Annotated in this window: 15 protein-coding genes and 1 pseudogene; 6 read left to right on the forward strand and 10 right to left on the reverse strand. The window is 67.1% G+C overall.

All coding sequences use genetic code 11. From position 1 onward, the window contains the following. Positions 1-347 (reverse strand): annotated as a pseudogene (locus AC1DYI_RS04140) (hypothetical protein); the annotation flags it as partial. Between the two features lie 176 nt (positions 348-523). After that, the gene (locus tag AC1DYI_RS04145) at positions 524-1,225 is read right to left on the reverse strand and encodes a hypothetical protein (protein ID WP_477202806.1); all 702 of its coding nucleotides are present in this window, start codon (positions 1,223-1,225) and stop codon (positions 524-526) included. Between the two features lie 175 nt (positions 1,226-1,400). Here AC1DYI_RS04145 and AC1DYI_RS04150 point away from each other — a divergent pair, with 175 nt between their 5' ends. After that, positions 1,401-1,955: an ECF-type sigma factor gene (locus AC1DYI_RS04150; protein ID WP_477202807.1), complete on the forward strand. Its 555-nt coding sequence runs from the start codon at positions 1,401-1,403 to the stop codon at positions 1,953-1,955. Positions 1,956-1,964: 9 nt separating this feature from the next. Here the strand turns inward: AC1DYI_RS04150 and dbpA are convergent, their stop codons facing one another. Further along, the gene (gene dbpA / locus AC1DYI_RS04155; protein WP_477202808.1) at positions 1,965-3,362 is read right to left on the reverse strand and encodes an ATP-dependent RNA helicase DbpA; all 1,398 of its coding nucleotides are present in this window, start codon (positions 3,360-3,362) and stop codon (positions 1,965-1,967) included. A gap of 163 nt (positions 3,363-3,525) precedes the next feature. On the opposite strand from dbpA, the gene AC1DYI_RS04160 reads away from it, so the two are divergent. Both AC1DYI_RS04160 and AC1DYI_RS04165 read left to right on the forward strand, forming a co-directional pair. Continuing rightward, on the forward strand, positions 3,526-5,001 hold the full coding sequence (locus tag AC1DYI_RS04160; protein ID WP_477202809.1) for a DUF4139 domain-containing protein: 1,476 nt from the start codon (positions 3,526-3,528) through the stop codon (positions 4,999-5,001). Positions 5,002-5,025: 24 nt separating this feature from the next. Further along, the gene (locus AC1DYI_RS04165) at positions 5,026-6,477 is read left to right on the forward strand and encodes a DUF4139 domain-containing protein (protein ID WP_477202810.1); all 1,452 of its coding nucleotides are present in this window, start codon (positions 5,026-5,028) and stop codon (positions 6,475-6,477) included. Between the two features lie 19 nt (positions 6,478-6,496). Here the strand turns inward: AC1DYI_RS04165 and AC1DYI_RS04170 are convergent, their stop codons facing one another. From AC1DYI_RS04170 to AC1DYI_RS04180, 3 genes are all read right to left on the reverse strand, one after another. Further along, complete coding sequence (locus AC1DYI_RS04170) at positions 6,497-6,814, reverse strand: hypothetical protein (RefSeq protein WP_477202811.1); 318 nt, start codon at positions 6,812-6,814, stop codon at positions 6,497-6,499. A 55-nt stretch (positions 6,815-6,869) separates the two neighbouring features. Continuing rightward, entirely contained in the window at positions 6,870-7,529 is a 660-nt protein-coding gene (locus AC1DYI_RS04175) for a Bax inhibitor-1 family protein (RefSeq protein ID WP_477202835.1), read from the reverse strand. A 143-nt stretch (positions 7,530-7,672) separates the two neighbouring features. Next, complete coding sequence (locus AC1DYI_RS04180; protein ID WP_477202812.1) at positions 7,673-8,434, reverse strand: TerC family protein; 762 nt, start codon at positions 8,432-8,434, stop codon at positions 7,673-7,675. 108 nt (positions 8,435-8,542) lie between these two features. Between AC1DYI_RS04180 and nhaR the strand changes: the two genes are divergently transcribed. Both nhaR and AC1DYI_RS04190 read left to right on the forward strand, forming a co-directional pair. Beyond that, a complete protein-coding gene (gene nhaR, locus AC1DYI_RS04185; protein WP_477202813.1) occupies positions 8,543-9,439 on the forward strand; it encodes a transcriptional activator NhaR in 897 nt (298 codons plus the stop codon). A 32-nt stretch (positions 9,440-9,471) separates the two neighbouring features. Beyond that, positions 9,472-11,754: a helicase-related protein gene (locus AC1DYI_RS04190; RefSeq protein WP_477202814.1), complete on the forward strand. Its 2,283-nt coding sequence runs from the start codon at positions 9,472-9,474 to the stop codon at positions 11,752-11,754. A gap of 35 nt (positions 11,755-11,789) precedes the next feature. Here the strand turns inward: AC1DYI_RS04190 and fabB are convergent, their stop codons facing one another. The 4 genes from fabB to AC1DYI_RS04210 form a co-directional block, all read right to left on the reverse strand. Next, positions 11,790-13,004, reverse strand: coding sequence for a beta-ketoacyl-ACP synthase I (gene fabB, locus AC1DYI_RS04195; protein ID WP_477202815.1), 1,215 nt, complete (start codon positions 13,002-13,004; stop codon positions 11,790-11,792). Next, positions 13,004-13,576 carry a 3-hydroxyacyl-[acyl-carrier-protein] dehydratase FabA gene (gene fabA / locus AC1DYI_RS04200; RefSeq protein WP_477202816.1) on the reverse strand — a complete coding sequence of 191 codons (573 nt, stop codon included), beginning with the start codon at positions 13,574-13,576 and terminating at the stop codon, positions 13,004-13,006. Before fabA ends, fabB begins: the two co-directional genes overlap by 1 nt. A 120-nt stretch (positions 13,577-13,696) precedes the next feature. After that, positions 13,697-15,001 carry a PepSY-associated TM helix domain-containing protein gene (locus AC1DYI_RS04205; protein WP_477202817.1) on the reverse strand — a complete coding sequence of 435 codons (1,305 nt, stop codon included), beginning with the start codon at positions 14,999-15,001 and terminating at the stop codon, positions 13,697-13,699. A gap of 23 nt (positions 15,002-15,024) precedes the next feature. After that, positions 15,025-17,193 (reverse strand): TonB-dependent siderophore receptor, encoded by a 2,169-nt coding sequence (locus AC1DYI_RS04210; protein ID WP_477202818.1) that lies wholly within the window; start codon positions 17,191-17,193, stop codon positions 15,025-15,027. Between the two features lie 690 nt (positions 17,194-17,883). Here AC1DYI_RS04210 and hemP point away from each other — a divergent pair. Continuing rightward, entirely contained in the window at positions 17,884-18,084 is a 201-nt protein-coding gene (gene hemP / locus AC1DYI_RS04215; RefSeq protein WP_477202819.1) for a hemin uptake protein HemP, read from the forward strand. Positions 18,085-18,171 lie beyond the last annotated feature (87 nt).

The following is an 18,171-nucleotide window of genomic DNA, read 5'->3' on the forward strand; positions in this document are numbered from 1 at the left end:
GGCAGCTTGATGGCCACGCGGCGCTGCAGCGAACCATCGGCGCGCTCGGCCAGCCAGACGCTGCCCATGCCGCCACGCGCGACCGGGCGCACCAGCCGGTAGGTACCCACCGTGTCGCCAGGCTGCGGCTCGTCGGCTTCGCCGGCCTCGGGCAGCACCCGCGGCATCGTGGCCATGAAGGTCTGCGCTTCGCCATCAGCGTCGAACATGCCACGCAGCGCCCCTTCGAGCGGCCTGTCTGCTGCCGGCAAGGCGGCCAGCCAGGCCTCACGCTCGGCGGGGCTCAGCGTCAGCGCCTGGTCCAGCAGCTCGCTGAGGCGGCTCAGGTCTGCGGCGCCAATGGCCATGGCCCGTCCCCCGCTGCTGCCATCGCCTGGCACACCGATCCCGTCGGCGCTGGTCCCCGATACCCCGTCAAGCCCCTGGCCCTCCTTGTTGCGGGCGATCGGCGCGTGCGCATGCCCGGCTGCGGATGCAGCCGCCATGCCCAGACCGGCGCGGCGCGTCAATGAAGCGGGGCACGTTACCTCAGGTAGCGCTGGAAGAAGGGGATCACCCCGTCGTAGGCGCGCTCGGGCGAGATCCGGTCGACGAAGCCCAGCCCATCGGACTCGGCCACGAAGCGCCGGGCCACCTCGACGCCTCGGAAGGTCGTCCGCTCGTGGTGGCTGTAGGCCGCGTTGACTCGCACCGCCGGGTCGCGGCGGTACTGCAGGGCGGTCCGCAGCCCCAGGGTGCCGCGCGACTGGTCAACGAAGAAAACATTGTCCGCGTCGACGCCCAGTTGGTGAGCGCGCGCATGCACCCAGCGCCGGGCGAGCACGACGTCGTTGTCGGGTGCCGGGTCGACCAGATCGTCGAGCGCCGGCGGGCGGTACTCGATGCTCGCCACCGCAAAGCCGCTGGCGCGGGCCACCTGCACCAGGCCGGCATACAACGGGCCGCGCCTGGGTTGGATCGTCTTGGTGTCGAGCGGCGGGTGGATATACAGGATCAGCGGGCTGGCGCACTGACCGTGGTCGAGCGGAAAGAAGTCGAGGTCCTGCCGCAGCTCCTGGCCGACCGCTGGATCGAACCAGGATTCGCTGCCCCAGGCAATGCCGCGGTAGCACCGGCCATCGACGCACCAGCTGCCACCGACGCCGGCCAGCCCCTCCCGGGTGGCAGGGTTGACTGCCCACGGCAAGGCCCGCAGGGTCGAAACCGACGCCAACAAGGTGTTCATGCGCAGACTCCTTCCGTCACTCATACCCAACCAGACGGAATCGAGCGGGCAAAAGCGACATCCCGGCCGACAAATGGTCTGATCCGGGCCACCCGAACACGCCGAAACAGGTCGCGAAGCGCATGCAGGCAGAATCGGCGTCAAACGAGACACAGCGTGCCATGGGAGGTGGCCAATGAAGAGCCTGACGCAGCTGATCCAGCACATGTCTTCGGACGACCCGCCGGCACGCGACGAGCTGTTTGCCGCCGCCTACCCCGAGCTGCGCAAGCTGGCGCGGGCCCGCCTGCACAACGGCGGCCGCAACACGGTGCTCGACACCACCTCGCTGGTCCACGAGTCGTACCTGCGATTTCTCGGCGCCGACCACTTGCGGCTCGATGACCGCAAGGCTTTTTTCGCCTACGCGTCGCGGGTGATGCGCTCGGTGATCGTCGACACGGTGCGCGAGCGCCAGGCCGAGCGGCGCGGCGGCGGCCTGGCCGAGCTGACGCTGAACACGCTGATCAGCGACAACCTGCCGGCCGGCGAAAACGAGATCCTGAAGATCAACGACGCGCTGCTCGCGCTGGAGCAGGTCGAGCCCCGCCTGGCCCGGGTGGTCGAGATGCGCTACTTCGGCGGCTACTCCGATGCCGAGATCGCCGAGGCGCTGGACTTGAACAAACGCACGATCGGGCGCGACTGGGAAAAGGCCCGGCTGCTGCTGCTGGCCATGCTGAAGTCCTGAGGCCTAGCTTCAGCTCTCGAGCAAGCGCACCTTCACACTGCGGCCCTTCACCTTGCCGGCTGACAGCTTGCGCAAAGCGCTGTCCGCGACGTCGCGCTGCACGGCGACATAGGTCGAAAACTCGTTCACATTGATCTTGCCGATCTGCGCGCCTTCGAAGCCCAGGTCCTTGGTCAAGGCGCCCAGCACGTCGCCCGGGCGGATCTTTTCCTTGCGCCCGCCGACGATCTGCAGCGTCTGCATCGGCGGCAACAGCGGGCCCTTGCCTGTCGGGGTCAGGCTGTCCAGCGGTTGCCACTTCGACTCGAAGCCACCGGCCTGCTCGATGCGCCCGACCGCGCCCATTTCGTCCATCGACGCGAGGCTGAAGGCCCAGCCCTCCGCGTCCGCCCGGCCGGTGCGGCCAACGCGGTGCGTGTGGGTGGCTGCGTCGGGCGAAATGTCGACGTTGATCACCGCTTCCAGCTGCGCAATGTCCAGCCCACGCGCTGCGATGTCGGTCGCCACCAGCACGCTCAAGCTGCGGTTGGCAAAACGCACCAGCACCTGGTCGCGGTCACGCTGGTCCAGGTCGCCGTGCAGCTCCAGCGCAGCAAAGCCTTGCGCGCGCAGCACCTGCACCAGGTCGCGGCATTGCGCCTTGGTGTTGCAGAACGCCAGCGTGCTGACCGGGCGGTGGTGGTTCAGCAGCAGCGACACGGCGTGCAGGCGCTGGTCTTCACTCACTTCGAAGAACACCTGGCGGATCTGCGTCGCCGCCGGCACCTCGGTCAGCTTGACCTCCTTGGGCTGGCGCATGAAGGCGGCGCTGAGCTTGGTGATGCCTTCAGGGTAGGTGGCGGAAAACAGCAGCGTCTGGCGCTGTGTCGGGCATTGCTTGGCCACCGTCGCGATGTCGTCGTAAAAGCCCATGTCGAGCATGCGGTCGGCCTCGTCGAGCACCAGCGTGTTCAGCGCTTCGAGGTTCAAGCTGCCACGCTCCAGGTGGTCCATGATGCGGCCCGGCGTGCCGATCACGATGTGGGCACCGTGCTCCAGGCTGGCCAGTTGCGGCCGCATCGTCGCGCCGCCACACAGCGTCAACACCTTGATGTGGTCTTCGGCACGCGCCAGGCGGCGCACCTCTTGCGTGACCTGGTCGGCCAACTCGCGCGTCGGGCACAGCACCAACGACTGCACGGCAAAGCGCCGCGGGTTCAGGTTGGCCAGCAGCGCCAGCGCAAAAGCGGCCGTCTTGCCGCTGCCGGTCTTGGCCTGGGCGATCAGGTCGTGCCCCGCCAGCGCGAGCGGCAGGCTGGCCGCCTGGATCGGGGTCATGCTGTCGTAGCCCAGGCGCTGCAGGTTTTCCAGCGTGGCGGGAGGCAGCGGCAGGCTGGCGAAAGAGGATGGGGATTGAGCGTCAGGCATGCGCGATTGTCCTGCCTGCCGGCTTGGCGCCTGAGATTCGTGTCTTGGACAGGCGACTCGCCCGCTTTTTCGACTTTTTCTCGCCCGCCCTAACCCCATGGCAAGGGTTGCGCCGTATCAGATTGGGTAGCGTCCATGTCGCGATGCCTAACAGGAGGAATTCATGCCCGTCGTTGCCCCGTCCCCGATCGCCCTCGCCGCATTCGCCCTGGTGCTGGGGGCGACCAGCGCTTCGGCCCTGTCCCCAACGGTCACCGCACCCACACCATCCGAGCGCCGTAGCACGCTGGACGACCAACAGTCGGTGGCGATCACGATCTACAACGAAGACCTGGCGCTCGTGAAGGACGCCCGCAAGGTCACGCTGGACGATGGCGGCAACCGCATCGCACTGCGCGATGTGAGCGCGCGCATGCGGCCCGAGACCGCGCAGTTGCGCAGCCTGTCGAACCCTGGTTCGTTCAGCCTGCTCGAGCAGAACTTCGACTTCGACCTGCTGACACCCGCCAAGCTGCTGGAAAAGTACGTCGGCCGCTCGGTGCGGATCGTCAAGACCCACCCCACGACCGGCGTCGAGTCGACCGAAACCGCCCAGGTGCTCAGCGCCAATGGCGGCGTGGTTCTGAAGATCGGCGACCGCATCGAGACCGGCGTGCCGGGCCGCATCGTCTTCGACGGCGTGCCGGCCAACCTGCGCGACCGGCCGACGCTGGTGACCGAGCTGGTCAGCCGCCGCGCCGGCGCGCAGGACATGGAGCTGTCGTACCTGACCGGCGGCTTGTCATGGAAGGCCGACTACGTGGCCGAGCTGAACGCCGACGACTCGACGCTGGACCTGAACGGCTGGGTCACGCTGACCAACCAGAGCGGCACGACGTATTCGAACGCCAAGCTGCAGCTGGTGGCGGGCGATGTGAACCGGGTCAGAGAAGAGCTGCGTCGCGGCCGGGCTGATGGGATGCTGAAAGCCGCCGCCGCGCCAGCTGCCGAGCAGATGTCGCAAGAGTCGCTGTTCGAGTACCACCTGTACACGCTGAACCGCCCGACCACGCTGGCCGAGAACCAGACCAAGCAGGTGGCCTTGCTGAATGCGAGCAGCGTGCCAGTGACCAAGCAGTTGCTGGTCAGCGGCAACGACTATTACTACCGCACCAGCGTCGGCGATATCGGGCAGAAGCTGAAAGCCGGCGTGTATGTCGAGTTCAGCAACCGCGAGACCTCGCACCTCGGCCTGCCGCTGCCCAAGGGCGTCGTACGCGTCTACAAGCGCGACAGCGCCGGCAACGCTCAGTTCGTCGGCGAAGACCGCATCGACCACACGCCGAAGAACGAAACCGTGCGCCTGCATCTGGGTGACGCCTTCGACGTGACCGCCGACAAGAAGCAGACCGACTTCAAGCGCCGCGAACCGACCAACAAGGCCAGCTATGTCTACGAAAGCGCCTACGAGATCGTGCTACGCAACGCCAAGACCGAGGCGGTGACAGTGACCGTGCGCGAGCCGGTGCCGGCCGACTGGACGATGCTGGAGGAATCGCAGAAGCACACCAAGGTCGCCGCGGGCACCGCTGAATGGCGGGTGAATGTGCCGGCCGGCGGCAACACGACGCTGAAGTACCGCGTGCTGGTACGCTTCTGACACGTTAGCTGTGGAGGGAAACCCATGACAAGAACTGCCAAACGGACACCGCTGGCCGTCGCTGCGCTCGCAACGCTGCTGGGCACTGTGCATGCACAACCGGTGGAGCGGCGCAGCACACTGGAAGACCAGCAATCGGTGGCCGTGACCATCTACAACGCCGACTTGGCGCTGGTGAAGGATGCGCGCCGGCTGACACTGGATCAAGGACCGAACCGCGTCGCGCTGCGTGACGTGAGCGCGAACATGCGGCCCGAGACGGCACAGCTGCGCAGCCTGTCGAACCCGGGCTCGTTCAGCCTGCTGGAACAGAACTTCGACTTCGATCTGCTGACCCCCACCAAGCTGCTGGAGAAGTCCGTCGGCAAGACGGTGCGCATCGTCAAGACCCACCCGACCAGCGGGGCCGAGACCACCGAATCGGCTCAGGTGCTGAGCACGCACGACGGCGTGGTGCTGAAGATGGGCGACCGCATCGAGACCGGCCTGCCCGGCCGCATCGTGTTCGACGGCGTGCCGGCCAACCTGCGCGACCGGCCCACGCTGGTGACCGAACTGAACAGCCAGCGCGCCGGCCCGCAAGAAGTGGAGCTGTCGTACCTGACCAAAGGCCTCGCGTGGCGCGCCGACTACGTGGCCGAGCTTTCGGCCGACGACCGCAGCATCGACCTGAACGGCTGGTTCACGCTGACCAACCAGAGCGGCACCAGTTATTCGAACGCCAAGCTGCAACTGGTGGCCGGCGACGTGAACCTCGTGCAGGAAGAGCTGATGGAGGCTGACAAGGTCATGCCCAAGGTCGCCTACGCACCACCGCCGCCCGAGGTGACGGTCTCACAAGAGGCGTTGTTCGAGTACCACCTGTACACGGTCGGCCGGCCGACGACGCTGGCCGACCAGCAGACCAAGCAGGTGGCCCTGCTCAACGCGAGCGGCGTGCCCGTCGCCAAGGAACTGGTGTTGCAGGGGCAGGAGCACTACTACACCGACAGCGTCGGCGAGATCGGCAAGAAGCTGAAGACAGCGGTCTACATCGAGTTCGCCAACCGCGAGAACGCCCACCTCGGCGAGCCGCTGCCCAAGGGCGTGGTGCGCCTTTACAAGCGCGACAGTGCCGGCAACGCGCAGTTCGTCGGCGAAGACTCGATCGACCACACGCCGAAGAACGAGACCGTACGGCTGCACGTCGGCGATGCGTTCGACGTCACGGCCGACAAGAAGCAGACCGATTGGAAGCGGCGCGACACGAAGAACAAGACGCGCGAAAGCAGCGAGAGCGCCTACGAGATCGTGCTTCGCAACGCCAAACCCGAGGCGGTGACCGTCACCGTGCGCGAACCGGTGCCCGGCGACTGGACCATGCTGCAAGAATCGCAGCCGCACCAAAAGGTCGCGGCCGGCACCGCGGAATGGCACGTCAAGGTACCGGCAGAGGGCAGCGTGACTTTGAAGTACCGGGTGCTGACGCGTTTCTGACCACCCTCGGGCGCGGCGGCTACTTGAGCGCCGACGGCCCGATCTCGCGCGCCTCGATGTCTACCACCTCGCCGGTCGACCGAGGCATCGGCGAAGGCGAGTGCGCTCGGTATTGACCAGCGGGCGGCCACATGCCGGTACCGCGCCACTGGATGGGCGCTTCGCGCTTGCCCTTGAACGCGGCCCGCAACAGCAGGCCCGCCAGCAGCAACAGCCCGATCAGCGCAGTGCCGGCCAGCAAGGCCAAGCCGATCAGGACCCGCACGACGCGACCCAACGTCGACAAGAAGGACGACGAGGAGGTCTGGTGCGGACGGAAGTGGTGCGACTTGTGCATGGTCAGAGATGGTAGACGGGGTGGGACGGTCAGTCAGGGCCGATGGTCAGCGAGCTCATTCGTCGCGGCCGCCGAAGATGCCCAGCAGGCTGAGCAGCGACTGGAACACGTTGAACAGGCTCAGGTAGACGCTCAGCGTGGCGCTGATGTAGTTGGTTTCGACGCCGTCCTGCACCTGCTTCAGGTCGTACAGGATGAAGGCCGAGAAGATGCCGATGGCCGCCACCGACAGCGTGATCATCAGCGCGCTGGACTGCAGGAAGACGTTGGCGATGCCGGCCACGAACAGCATGACCATGCCGATGAACAGGAACTTGCCCATCGTGCCGAGGTCGCGCTTGATCACTGACGACAGCGTCGCCATGCCGAGGAAGATCGCGCCGGTGCCGGCAAAGGCGGTCATCACGAGACCCATGCCATTGGACAGGCCCAGCACGGCGCCCACTAGGCGCGACAGCATCAGCCCCATGAAGAAGGTGAAGGCCAGCAGCACCGGCACGCCGGCGGCCGAGTTCTTGGTCTTCTCGATCGCGAACATGAAGCCGAAGGCGCCGGCCAGGAAGACGATCATCCCGACGATCGGGCTCATCGCGGTCGTCAGGCCGGTGGCCACGCCAACCCAGGCCCCCAGCACGGTGGGCAGCATCGACAGCGCGAGCAGCGCATAAGTGTTGCGCAGCACGCGGTTGCGCTGCTCCTGGGTCGCGAGCCCCATGCCGACGGCGTGGAAGCCCTCAGAGCGGACAGATTGCAATGTCATGGTGATTCCTTGACGGGGAGAAAGACAGCTTCACTCTAGGCCAGACAACCATTCGTGAACAGTCGAATGATTCGAAGCACGATTTCGATAAAACCGTATCAATCGGCTGCCGAGGCACCGCCGGTGCGGGCCAGGCGCTTGCTGCGCGAGCGGATGTTCAGCGACTCGACCGCCAGCGAGAAGGCCATCGCGGCATAGATGTAGCCCTTGGGCACGTGCATGTCGAAGGCCTCGGCCGTCAACGCCATGCCCACCATCACCAGGAACGACAGCGCCAGCACCTTGACCGACGGATGCTTGTCGACGAACTCGCCGATCGGCTTGGCCGCGACCAGCATCACGCCCACCGAGGCCATGACCGCGGCGATCATCACGCCGATCCGGTCGACCATGCCGACAGCGGTGATCACCGAGTCGAGCGAGAAGACGATGTCGATCACCGCGATCTGCCCGATCACGCCCCAGAACAGGCCCTTGCGCGCCGCAGCCGAAGGCTTGGCCGCCTCGTCGGGCGTGTGTTYGTCGCGTGCTTCGACCTCGACGAAGATCTCGTGCGACGCCTTGTAGAGCAGGAACAGGCCACCGGCCAGCAGCACGATGTCGCGCCCGCTGATGCCTTGGCCGAAGAGCGAGAACAGATCGGCGGTCAGGCCCATCACCCAGCTCAGCGACAGCAGCAGCATCACGCGGGTGACCATCGCGAAGCCCAGGCCAAGCCGGCGTGCTGCGTCGCGCTGATCGGCCGGCAAGCGGTTCACCAGGATCGAGATGAAGATGATGTTGTCGATGCCGAGCACGATCTCGAGCGCCGTGAGCATCGCGAAGGCAATCCAGAGGTGGGGGTCGAGCAGGAATTCCATGGGCGGCGTCCGGTTCAAAACGCCGCACTGTAGGCAGCACCACCGTTAGCGTAAAGTCGACATTTATCCATCAATGATTCGATAATCTCGAAATATCGTCCGATCGTGGTGAATTTCAAGCACCTGCACTACTTCTGGGCCGCGGCCAAGGCGGGTGGCATCGTGCGGGCGGGCGAGCAGCTGCACATCTCGCCGCAAACCCTGTCAGGCCAGATCAAGCTGCTCGAAGAGCGGCTGGGTTGCGCGCTGTTCCGCAAGGCCGGCCGTGGCTTGGAGCTGACCGACGAAGGCCGGCTGGTGCTGGGCTACGCCGACCAGATCTTCGCCCTCGGCTCCGAGCTGGAAGCCAAGCTGGGCGAAGCCCGCAGCGGCGAGCGCACGCTGGACTTCCACGTCGGCATCGCCGACTCGGTGCCCAAGGCCGTGGCCTACCGGCTGCTGGAGCCGGCGCTCGGTGTCGCGGCCCATGTGCGGCTGCTGTGCCATGAAGGCAGGTTCCAGGACCTGCTGGGTCAATTAGCCGTACACCGGCTGGACCTGGTGATCGCCGATGAACCGATGGGGCGGCAGATCAGCGTCAAGGCCTTCAACCACCTGCTGGGCTCGACGGCGATGAGCTTTTTCGCCGCCCCCTCGCTCAAGCGCAGCCTGGTCGGTGAGTTTCCGCAGTGCCTGGACGGCGCACCGATGCTGCTGCAAGGCTCAACGTCCGCGATGCGCCAACGCTTCGACTTCTGGCTCGCGATGCACAAGATCCGCCCGCGCGTGATCGGTGAATTCGACGATGCCGCGCTGATGAAGGCCTTCGGCGGCGAGGGCCGAGGTGTTTTCATGACGCCCACGGTGCTGGAATCGGAAACCTCGGCCCAGTACGGCGTGCGGGTGGTCGGGCGGACGTCCGATCTGGTCGAAGAGTTTTACGCCGTCACCGTCGAACGCCAGATCTCGCACCCCTGCATCGCGGCCATCACCGAACGCGCGCAAGACCAGCTGGTCGGCCGCTGACCCCCGCATTGCGGTTACCCTGCCGACCTGACATGCCCAAGCCCTCCCAAACCGCAGTGCCGAATGGCACGCCCGCGCCGACCAAGCCCGCCCAGTCTTCCCTGAGCCTGCCCAACGCTCGCCACGCGTCGCGCCTGCCGCCCCACATCGGCAAGACCGAGTTCAACCGCATCCGCCAGGCCGCTTTTGCACTGCCACAGGTGGTGAAGCCGGCCGATTACCTGGCCGAGAACAGCCCCGATTTCGAACAGTACCTGGACAAGCTCGGCCTGGTGCTGCTGCAAAAGGCCGCCGTGGGCCAGCGGCCCAGCCGCTGGATCGAGCCGGCGCTGATGGACGCCGCGTTGGCGCACCTGGACGCCGTCGGCACCGGGCCGGAGGCGCGGCCGCTGATGATCGAGCGCGCCGCAGCGCTGGAAGCGGCGGCCGTGACACGCCGCGCCGGCCAGTGGTCGCGGCTGATCCGCCACGGGCTGGTCGTGCCGAGCAACGGCTGGCGCGTGCCGGTGCTGTTTCGTGTGCCTGTCGATGCCACGATCGTCTGGAATTTCTACCGCACCGGCGACGAGGCGGCGCTGCACGCCGCGCTGGGCCCACCGGCGCACTACCCGCATGCGGCCGAGCTGGTCGCGCACATCGAGGCGCTGGTCGACCGCAGCCACTCGCTGAACGGCAAGGAGCTGGAGTCGCTGCTGCCGCGTCTGCAGGCCGAATGCAGCGGGCCGCAAGCGCTGGTAACGAACCCGCAGGCGCTGGACGAACTGAAAGCCGCCTGCAGCCGCGCGCAAGACCGCTGGGAACACCAGGTCGCCGAGGCTGACACGATGGCGCGCCTGAACAGCGAGCTGGCGTTTCAGGGCTATCCAGACACATTCGAGAAGGCTCGCCGGCTGCAGCGCAGCGTCACGCTGTACGTCGGCCCGCCGAACAGCGGCAAGACCCACGCCGCTTTCGAACGCTTGTCGCAAGCGCTGGACGGCGCCTACCTCGCGCCGCTGCGCCTGCTGGCGCTGGAAGGGCGTGATCGGCTGGTCGCGCGCGGCGTGCCCTGCTCGCTGCTGACCGGCGAAGAAAACGTGCCAGCGCCACAGTCACGTGTCGTCTCGAGCACGATCGAGATGGTCAACACCGCCGCGCCGATCGACGTGGCGGTGATCGACGAAGCGCAGATGATTTTCGACTCGTCGCGCGGCTGGGCCTGGACCCAGGCCATCGTCGCGGTGCCGGCCAACGAGGTGATCATCATCTGCTCGTCGTACGCGGTGGCGGCGATCGAACGCTTGCTGGGCTTGTGCGGCGAGCGTTGCACCGTCAGGCGCTTCGAGCGCAAGCAGCATGTCGAACGCCTGGCGCACCCGGTCGCCCTGCCGGACCTGAAGAAGGGCGACGCGGTGGTGGCCTTCAGCCGGCGGGACGTGCTGATGCTGCGCGACCAGATCGCGGCCGACGGCCATCCGGTGTCGGTGATCTACGGCGCCTTGCCGCCGGAAGTGCGCCGGCGCGAAGCCGAGCGGTTTGCGCAGGGTGAATCGCACATCCTGGTCGCCACCGACGCAATCGGCATGGGCCTGAACCTGCCGATCCAGCGCGTGCTGTTCAGCACGATGAACAAGTTCGACGGCGTCGGCGACCGCGCGCTGAACGAGTCCGAAGTGCACCAGATCGCCGGCCGCGCCGGGCGCTACGGCATCCACGAAGAAGGCTTTGTCGGCGTGCTGAAGGAAGCCGAGCCGACGGCGGCGCGTGTGCTGAAAGAACTGTTGCCGAAGCAGCCGCGCGCACCGCGTGACTTCAAGGCGCCGGTGGCGCCGAACGGCTGGCACGTCGAGACAATCGCCACGCGCCTGAACAAGACGYGGCTGCGCGAGGTGCTGGGCGTGTTCGTCGACCAGTTGAAGCTAGACGATGCCCACTTCGCCGTCGCCGAGTTGGATGCGATGCTGGAACTGGCCCAACGCCTAGACGACAGTGCCGGGCGCTTGAGCCTGCGCGAGCGCTTCATCTACGCCCAGGCCCCGGTCGACACACGCACCGAAGGCCAGGTGCAGGAGTTCCTCGACTGGAGCCACCAGCATGCGCGCCACAGCCGCGTCAACGCGCCCTGGTTCCTCGAAGGTGTGGACGGCCACAGCCGGCTCGACGCGATGGAACAGGCGCTGCGCGCCTGCACGCTGTGGCTCTGGCTGGACCTGCGTTTCCCCGGCGTCTACGGCCACGTCGAAGAGGTCCACGCGCTGCGCGCCGACCTGAACGACGGCATCGAGCGTCAGCTCAAGGGCAAGCGCCCGCTGGCGCAGCGGCGCGGGCGGCGCTGAAAGGCCGCGTCAGCCGACGCGGCCTTCGAAAGCCATCAGCCCGCGAACTTCGAGAACACCAGCGTCGCGTTGGTGCCGCCGAAGCCGAAGCTGTTCGACATCACGGTGTTGACCGGGCCGTCCAGCCGCTCGCGCAGGATCGGCAGGCCTTCGGCCGCCGGGTCGAGGTTCTCGATGTGAGCCGAGGCGGCGAGGAAGCCGTGCTGCAGCATCAGCAACGAGTAGATCGCCTCTTGTGCACCGGCCGCGCCGAGCGAGTGGCCGGACAGCGACTTGGTCGAGCTGATGTGCGGCACCTTGTCGCCGAACACCTGGCGCACCGCGCCCAGTTCGGCCAGGTCGCCGACAGGCGTCGAGGTGCCGTGGGCGTTGATGTAGTCGATCGGCGTCTTCACCGTCGTCATCGCCTGCTGCATACAGCGCACGGCGCCTTCACCCGACGGGGCGACCATGTCGTGGCCGTCGGACGTGGCGCCGAAGCCGACCAGCTCGGCAATGATGTTCGCGCCGCGGGCCTGTGCATGGTCCAGCGCTTCGAGCACCAGCATGCCGCCACCGCCGGCGATAACGAAGCCGTCACGCGAGACGTCGAACGCACGTGACGCACGATCGGCCTGCTCGTTGTAGCTGCTGCTCATCGCGCCCATCGCGTCGAACAGCAGCGACAGCTCCCAGCTCTCTTCTTCACCGCCACCGGCGAAGACGATGTCCTGCTGGCCCCAGGCGATCAACTGCGCCGCGTGGCCGATGCAGTGGGCGCTGGTCGCACAGGCCGAAGTGATCGAGTAGTTGACGCCCTTGATGCCGAACGGCGTGGCCAGGCAGGCCGACACGGTGCTGCCCATCGTGCGCGTGACCATGAACGGCCCGACACGCTTGATGCCCTTGGCGCGCAGCGTGTCGGCGGCCCAGACCTGGTTGAAGCTCGAGGCGCCGCCCGAACCAGCGACGAGACCGGTGCGCGGGTTCGACACCTGCTCGGGCGTCAAGCCGGCTTGTTCGATGGCCTGCTGCATGGACAGGAACGAATACGCCGCCGCGTCGCCCATGAAGCGCAGCGTGCGGCGGTCGATCGTGGCCTCGAGGTCGATCGTCGGCCGGCCGCTGACCTGCGAGCGCATGCCGCGCTCGGCGTAGGTCGGGTTGAATTTCAGGCCCGAACGGCCTTCACGCAGGCTTTGCGTGACTTCTTCTTTGTTGTTGCCCAGGCTCGAGACGATGCCGGAACCGGTGACGACGACGCGACGCATCAGAAATCTTCCGTCGAGGTGAACAAGCCGACCTTCAGGTCAGCAGCCGAATAAATCTCGCGCCCATCCGCAAACATGTGGCCGTCGGCGATGCCCATGACGAGTTTGCGCTCGATCACGCGCTTCAAGTCCAGGCGGTAGGTCACTTTCTTGACGGTCGGCAAGACCTGACCATAGAACTTGACCTCACCCGAGCCGAGTGCGCGGCCGCGCCCGGGGTTACCGCGCCAGCCGAGCCAGAAGCCGACCAGTTGCCACAGCGCGTCCAGCCCCAGGCAGCCGGGCATCACCGGGTCACTTTCGAAGTGGCAGGCGAAGAACCAGAGGTCGGGGTGGATGTCCAGCTCGGCCTCGATCAGGCCCTTGCCATGGGTGCCGCCGTTGTCGTCGATGCGGACGATGCGGTCCATCATCAGCATGTTGGGCAGCGGCAGGCGCGCGTTGCCGGGGCCGAAGAGCTCGCCGCGGCCGCAGGCCAGCAGCTCGTCGCGGCTGTAGCTGTGGCGGCCCTGGTCACGCTGGCTGAGTCGTGGGGCGCTGTTGGCGGCGGAAGTCGATTCGTTGGACTGCATGTTCGGCTGGGCTCATCGGGGGCGCCGGGACCACGGCCGGACAGACCGTGGCTGGGCGGCAGGTGCAATCTCACCGCCCGGGCATGAACCCGCGATTGTGCCCGCGCCGCGGCCGGACAGTTATGACGTTGCGGCCAGGGGTTTTTGGGGGATGCCGGCTTGCGCTGGGCGGGCAGCGGCCCGCGCCCGGGCCACCCGCTTCTTCCACCACAGGTAAACGCCGGTGGCGCTGAAGACGGCGATCACCACGCCCATCAGGGACATCAGCACCCGGCCGGGCAAGCCGATGATGCGGCCGGAGTGCAGCGGGAACATGCTCTGCATGAAGATGTCGCCGGCGCTGCCGGTGCCGGGCACGCTGTCGCCAGCCGGCTGGCCAGTGCGAGCGTCGTAGTAAAGCCACGGGTTGCCCAGGCCGCCGTCGCCATGGTCGAGGCCGGGCCGGAAGAAGCCCACGCCCCACAGCCCCAGCTCTGGCGACAGGAAGACCGCGCCGGCCGGATCGGCCCAGCCTCGGCGCCGAGCCTCGGCCTCGGCGCTGGCAACGATCGTCGCCCGCTCGACCAGCGGCTCGATCGGCTGCGCCGCCGGTGCGCGGCTGGCGAAGGGCGACGGCGACAGCGTTGAGAACCACGACACCACCGGCCGCATCACGAGGTTGTTCAGGTTCATCGCCACCGAGGTGACGGCGATCATCAGCACCAGCAGGAACAGCCACACGCCACCCGAACGGTGCAGGTCGAACACCAGCCGGTGGCCGCCCGCGGCCCAGCGGAAGGCGAACGAGCGCTTCCAATGAGCGCCCCCAGGGCCGGGCTTGCGCCCAGCCCGCCCCCCGCGGGGGTCAAGAAACTCGGGAGCGGCCCTTCGTTTCTTGAGCGACAGCTTCGGAAACGAAATCCACAACGCGATGAAGGTGTCGGCCACCCAGGCGATCGCGATCAGGCCCATCAGCCAGATGCCCCATTCGATGCCATGGCTTTCGGGCAGGTGCATCGAGTAGTGGAGCTTGTACAGAAAGGGCAGCAGGTTCTCGCGGCTGAGCGACACGGCGCCCCATTCACGCCGACCCTGGACGGCGCCGGTGGCGGGGTCCAGCGCGATCTGGTTGTAGCCCAGCGTGTGCAGCTGGCCAGCCGCCGCGTCCCAGCGCGGCGCGACGAAGGCGACGAAGGTGTGGCCCGGCTCCACCGCCAGCGGGTGGTAGGTGACCTGCGCCTTCGGGTCGGCCGCTTCGATGCGCGCCACCAGCGTGTCAACTGGCAGCGGCGGGCCGTCGCTGCGGGCCTCGTACAACGCCGGGTTCAGCCACGCGTCCAGCTCGTGGTCCCACGAGATCACGGCGCCGGTGGCGCCGGCGATGAACAGGAACAGCGCGGCCGAAAGGCCGAACCAGCGGTGCAGGCGGACAAGCCAGGTGCGCATCGCAACTCCTTCGACTATTCGGCTCAGAACTTCCAGTCCAGTGACACGCTGGCGCTGCGCGGCGCGCCGTAGTAGCTCTGGCTCCAGTACAGGCTGGTGAAGTATTTCTGGTTGGTCACGTTCTCGAGGTTCAGCGTCGCGCTCCACTGCTTGCTGAACTCGTAGCGGGCCATCAGGTCGACGAGCGCGTAGGCGTCCTGGCGCGTGCGCACCGGCGCGCCGAGTGCCGTCACGTCGTCGCGGTAGATGCCCGACTGCCAACTCAGCGTCGCGCCGAGCTTCAACGCTTCCAGCGCCTGCCAGGTGCCAGCCAGCCGCAGCAACTGGCGCGGCGTGAAGGTGCGCGTCCTCCCGCCGTCGACGTCTTCGATCTCCAGCTGCGTGTAGCCCGCGCTGATCTTCACGCTCGGTGTCACGGCGCCGACCAACTCCAGCTCGTAGCCCTGGCTCAGCGTGTCGATGCCTTCGTAGATCGAGACGAAGTTGCCGTCCGGGTCCTGTTCCTGCCGCACGAACGAAGCGAGCCGGTTTTGACGCGACTTGAACAGCGCCAGCGTGCCCAGCAGCTTCTTGTCCAGCCACTCGGCTTTCAGCCCGAGTTCGAGGTTGCGGCCATCGGCCGTCGCCAAGCGCTTGAAGTCCGCGCCCATCTCGCTTTGCGGCAGGAAGATCGACGTGTAGCTGCCGTAGGCCGACAGCGTCGGCGTCAGGTCGTAGACGACACCAACGTACGGCGTGGTCTTGCTCTCCTTCTTGCCGCGTGAAGCGCCGTAGCTTTCGCCCTGGCTGTCTATCCAGGTCGCGTTGGCGCCGACGATGAACTGCAGCCCGTCGGCCGGGCGCAGCCGCGCCGCGGCATACAGGTTTTTCTGGTGGTCGACGAACGAGGCACCGCCACCGCCGCCGTCGAACACCGGCATTGGGTAGTCACCGTCCCAGGTCGYCAGGTCGGGCAACTCGGTGCCGATGCYCCGGCCGTAGTTCGACACCTCGTGCAGGCCCGAGCGCGACGCACTGGCGCCAAACACCAGCTCTTGCTTGCGGCCCCACAGCTCGAAAGGCCCGCTGGCGCGCAGGTCGACGATGTTCTGCGTGTTGTCCAGGTCGTACAGCGATGGCCAGGCCTTGGTGCCCGCACCGGTGACGGCATCGGGCTCGCCGTAGACGTAGAACAGGCGCCCTTGCGAGCTGATCGACTTGTGCGTCAGCGCGCCGCGCAGCTGCCAGCCGTTGGCCAGCTGGTGCTGCAGCTCGACAAAGGTCTGGCCGATGTCGGCGTTCCAGTAGGTCCAATCGGGCGAGGTGCTGGTCGACACGTCGTAGTCCGTCGGTGACCCGTCGCTGTACCAGAGTGGCAAAGCGCCCCACAGGTTGCCTTTGGGCCGGTTCGCCTGCTGCGTGTGGCCAGCGGTCAACAGCGTGTTGTCGCCGATGTCAGCTTCGACGACACCGTGGAACACCGCCTTCTTCAGGTGGTAGCGGTCGAGGTACGAGTCCTTGTCTTCGGCCGCCAGCACGACGCGGCCACGCACGCTGCCGGCCTCGTTCAGCGCGCCGGAGACATCGGCATCGACGCGCTTCTGGTTCCACGAACCGAGCAGCAGCCCCGCCGAGGCCTGGAACGCGGCGGTCGGCCGCTTGCGCACGAAGTTGATCGTCGCCGATGGGTTGCCGGTGCTGGCCAGCAGGCCACCGGCGCCGCGGACGACCTCGATGCGTTCGTAGACCGCCGTGTCGAGGTCGCCGTCGACCAGGCCATAGCTCATCGGGATGCCGATGCCGTCGACCTGGAAGTTGACGATGTCGAAGCCGCGCGCGGTGTAGTAGGTGCGGTCGGTCTCGACCTTCTCGACCACGATGCCGGCGCTCAGCGACAACACGTCGTTGACGTTGTTGAGCTTGAAGTCGTCCATCACGCTGCGGGTGATGACGCTGATCGATTGCGGCGTCTCGCGCAGCGACAAGTCCAGCCCGGTGGCGAAGTTGCTGCCGCGGGCGCGGTAGGCATCGCCGTTGTCGCCCTGCTCGGCCTGGCCGGTGACGACGATGCGCTGCAACGCGCTCTTGGTCTCGGCTTGGCCGGCAGCACTGGCTGCCGCAGGCGTGGCCTGGCCCCAAGCGAGGGCCGGCAGCGCGAGCCACGCGCTGACCAGGGCGTGACGCAGGGGATGGGGTCGGAACGGCACGGACATCACGGCAGGGGGTCCTCGAACAGGGAATCGGAAAACGGGTGGGCGGTGGCGGCGCGGGCGTTCGCGCCGCGGCTCAGCCAGCCGGCGAGCCGCAGCGACGGTCGCGGGCGATCCGGCTCGGCCGGTGCACAGCAAGGGCAGGACAGGCGGGGGACACGCTGGGCCAGCGGAGCAGTGACCCGGCGGCGTTTGACAGGACGCGCGGGATGGTCGGCAGACATTGCGCGGCTCATGTGCTCTGCCGAGCTGACGGGCCGGCGATGGCGTCAAGTGCCTTGCGGATGCGCGGCCGCCGATGCGGCAACGGCTGGGTTGTCCCCAGCGGCAAGACGGCACAAGCCAGGGAGCGCTGCGTGCGCCGCCCTGCCCGCACCTTGGTCGAGCGGGCGCTGCTGAATCGCGCGCCTCGCCCGCATTGTTGGTCGCCCATGGCGCCGACCTCTCGCGGTGTTCAGGTGGTGGGAAGTCCCTGGCGCGCGCTGGCTGGCTGTGGGTCGGCGGAGATTGTAATGGGAACGATTCTCATTTCAATAGTTGCAGGAAACGTTTACAGAACGTCCCCGCGATGCCCCGCCGCCAAGCGGATACAGGGCCACAGCCCCCTTGAAACCGCCGCGTCAGGAAGCAATTCCGCACAATTCGCAAGGTCTTCTCCTCGCAAATGCGAATCGCTCGTATTACGATGAATGGATGATTACTTCCCTCCCGCCCACTCCTCCGGGCACGCCAACCCATCCGGTGCCGGCCAGCGTTCAGCTGCCCGTGCCCACTGGCCCCCAATGGCGCAGCGAGGAACTGCTCGCCGGCAGCGATGAAGCGCTGATCACCCACGGCGACCAGGTCTACCGCCTGCGCCGCACGGGGACCGGCAAGCTGATCCTCACCAAGTAGTCCCTCGCGCCTGAAGGCGCCGTCCCCTCTCCCCCACGCACCAGCCAGCGCCCCGCCAGCCCCGTGCATGCCTCTTGACCGAAAGGC

The sequence above is a fragment of the Ideonella sp. P3_A4 genome, assembly GCF_056403075.1.

Bases quoted from the DNA above. Each gene is read 5' to 3' on its own strand.
- AC1DYI_RS04205 (WP_477202817.1), bottom strand. From the start codon at position 15,001: ATGCGCACCTGGCTTGTCCGCCTGCACCGCTGGTTCGGCCTTTCGGCC.
- fabB (WP_477202815.1), bottom strand. From the start codon at position 13,004: ATGCGTCGCGTCGTCGTCACCGGTTCCGGCATCGTCTCGAGCCTGGGC.
- AC1DYI_RS04145 (WP_477202806.1), bottom strand. From the start codon at position 1,225: ATGAACACCTTGTTGGCGTCGGTTTCGACCCTGCGGGCCTTGCCGTGG.
- AC1DYI_RS04160 (WP_477202809.1), top strand. From the start codon at position 3,526: ATGCCCGTCGTTGCCCCGTCCCCGATCGCCCTCGCCGCATTCGCCCTG.
- AC1DYI_RS04165 (WP_477202810.1), top strand. From the start codon at position 5,026: ATGACAAGAACTGCCAAACGGACACCGCTGGCCGTCGCTGCGCTCGCA.
- hemP (WP_477202819.1), top strand. From the start codon at position 17,884: ATGATTACTTCCCTCCCGCCCACTCCTCCGGGCACGCCAACCCATCCG.
- AC1DYI_RS04170 (WP_477202811.1), bottom strand. From the start codon at position 6,814: ATGCACAAGTCGCACCACTTCCGTCCGCACCAGACCTCCTCGTCGTCC.
- fabA (WP_477202816.1), bottom strand. From the start codon at position 13,576: ATGCAGTCCAACGAATCGACTTCCGCCGCCAACAGCGCCCCACGACTC.
- dbpA (WP_477202808.1), bottom strand. From the start codon at position 3,362: ATGCCTGACGCTCAATCCCCATCCTCTTTCGCCAGCCTGCCGCTGCCT.
- AC1DYI_RS04150 (WP_477202807.1), top strand. From the start codon at position 1,401: ATGAAGAGCCTGACGCAGCTGATCCAGCACATGTCTTCGGACGACCCG.
- AC1DYI_RS04175 (WP_477202835.1), bottom strand. From the start codon at position 7,529: ATGGGGCTCGCGACCCAGGAGCAGCGCAACCGCGTGCTGCGCAACACT.